The sequence below is a fragment of the Streptomyces sp. NPDC127190 genome, assembly GCF_042672505.1.
Taxonomy (GTDB): Bacteria; Actinomycetota; Actinomycetes; order Streptomycetales; family Streptomycetaceae; genus Streptomyces.
The window spans coordinates 160,025-161,738 of sequence record NZ_JBHXVE010000008.1; the positions used below are offsets into that span (position 1 = coordinate 160,025).

At 75.6% G+C, this 1,714-nt stretch carries 1 protein-coding gene and 1 pseudogene; one reads left to right on the forward strand and one right to left on the reverse strand.

Going from position 1 to position 1,714, the window contains the following annotated elements; genetic code table 11:
• Positions 1-127: 127 nt before the first annotated feature.
• Positions 128-438: pseudogene (locus ACFVIU_RS15205) on the reverse strand (DUF6158 family protein).
• Between the two features lie 33 nt (positions 439-471).
• On the opposite strand from ACFVIU_RS15205, the gene ACFVIU_RS15210 reads away from it, so the two are divergent.
• Positions 472-1,587, forward strand: a complete 1,116-nt coding sequence (locus ACFVIU_RS15210; protein ID WP_385842898.1) for a Vms1/Ankzf1 family peptidyl-tRNA hydrolase — start codon at positions 472-474, stop codon at positions 1,585-1,587.
• The last annotated feature ends 127 nt before the right edge of the window (positions 1,588-1,714 follow it).

The window sequence follows — 1,714 nt, forward strand, 5'->3', positions numbered from 1 at the left end:
CTCGTAGGCGCGCCCGCTCCGGAGTTAGGAGAGGACCCCCCCCGCCCTGGCGCCGGCCGCCCCCCCCCCCCCCCGCCCCCCCCGCCCCCCCCCCCGCCCCCCCCCCCCCCCCCTGTCCGGGCGCCGGTCAGGTACCGGACGTGCCCGGAGCCGCCGCCTCTGCGCAGCCGCGCTCCCGGGCGCCCTCGCGGGTGCGGCCCGCGCTGACCAGGCGGCGCGGGTTGCGGCGCAGGTACTCGCCCTCCAGCTGGGCCATGCGCTCGTTGTGGGCGCGCAGCGCGTCGTTCGAGCCGTAGAGGAGGGTGTCGTGGCGTGTGCGGTGGATCGTCTCCAGCTCCTTCATGAGCTGCTGGTCGTCCAGTCGGCTGGGCTCGACTCCGGTCATGGTGTTCCCCGCTCGTCGTGTTCGTGTCTGCGGTCCGGGTACCCGCCCGGCATGCAATGCCTCCGAGCGATGTCCGGGAGGAATCCATGGAGCTAGGGTTCTTGAATCCACTGTACGAACATCCGGGGGCGTGGGCCTCCGCATATGTGGACACCTCCCTGCACACCGAGGACCAGCAGCAGCGGCGCCATCTGATCGCCCAGTCGGTGGCCCGGGAGCTGGCCGCGCAGGGAGCGGACGAGGCCACCTGCCGGGCGGTGTTCGAGGCCGCCGAGCGGCTGCGGCACGCGCCCGAGCCGTACGGCAGGGCCGTGTTCGCCCGGGACGGCGAGGTGGTCCTGGAGGTGCCGCTGACCTCGGGACCGCAGGACAGTGAGGCGTACTGGGGCACGCTGCCCCGGGTGACGCCGCTGCTGGACCTGGCCGGTGAGGATCCGGTGTCGCTGGTGGCCTACATCGACCGCACGGGCGCGGTCCTCGAGCTGCGCAGCACGCTGCTGCACGAGCAGGCCGGGCAGGTGACCGGTCGGCAGTGGCCGATGCACCGGTCGAAGGCGTCCGACTGGTCGGAGCGGCACTTCCAGCTGAAGGTCGAGAACACCTGGGAGCACAACGCCCGCGAGATCGCCGGGGCGCTGGCGGCCTGTCAGGAGGAGACCGGCGCCGATCTGCTGATCCTCTGCGGGGAGGAGCGGGAGTGCCGCTCGGTGCACGAGCAGCTGCCCCAGCAGCTCCAGGACCGTGCCGTCGAAACGGCGCACGGCATGGGCAGCCGCCTGCTGCCCGAGGAGGTCGCGGAGATCCGCGCCCGGCATGTGCGGGAGCGGCTGCTGGCCGAGGTGGAGCGGTACCGGGCGGCCCGGGCGCCGAAGGCGCAGGCGCGAGCGGCGGCCGTGGAGGGCGTGCCGGGGCTGATCGAGGCGGCGCGGGAGCACCGGCTCGCGGAGCTGCTGATCCGCCCGGACGCGCCGGACGCCGGCCGTGAGGTGTGGATCGGTGAGGATCCGGACCAGCTGGCCGCCCGGCGCAGCGAGTTGCGGAACCTCGGTGAGCGGCAGGCGTGGCCGGCCCGCGCCGATGACGCGCTGGTCCGGTCGGCCGTGGTGACGGGCGCTCCGGTGGTGTCGCTGACGCCGGTGCTGGACGAGACCGGGGACGAGGTGCCGGCCGGCGGGCTGGGTGCGCTGCTGCGCTGGAAGTGAGGCGCCGGGAGCGGGGTGGGGGGGGGGGGGCGGCCGCGCCGGGGCCCCCCCCCCCGGCACCGTCCCTACCCGCCACACCAACACCCCCACGCACGCGCCCCACCACCCCGCCGGGCCGCGGGCGGGC

Coding starts and splice junctions, on each gene's coding strand:
- ACFVIU_RS15210 (WP_385842898.1), top strand. CDS start 472: ATGGAGCTAGGGTTCTTGAATCCACTGTACGAACATCCGGGGGCGTGG.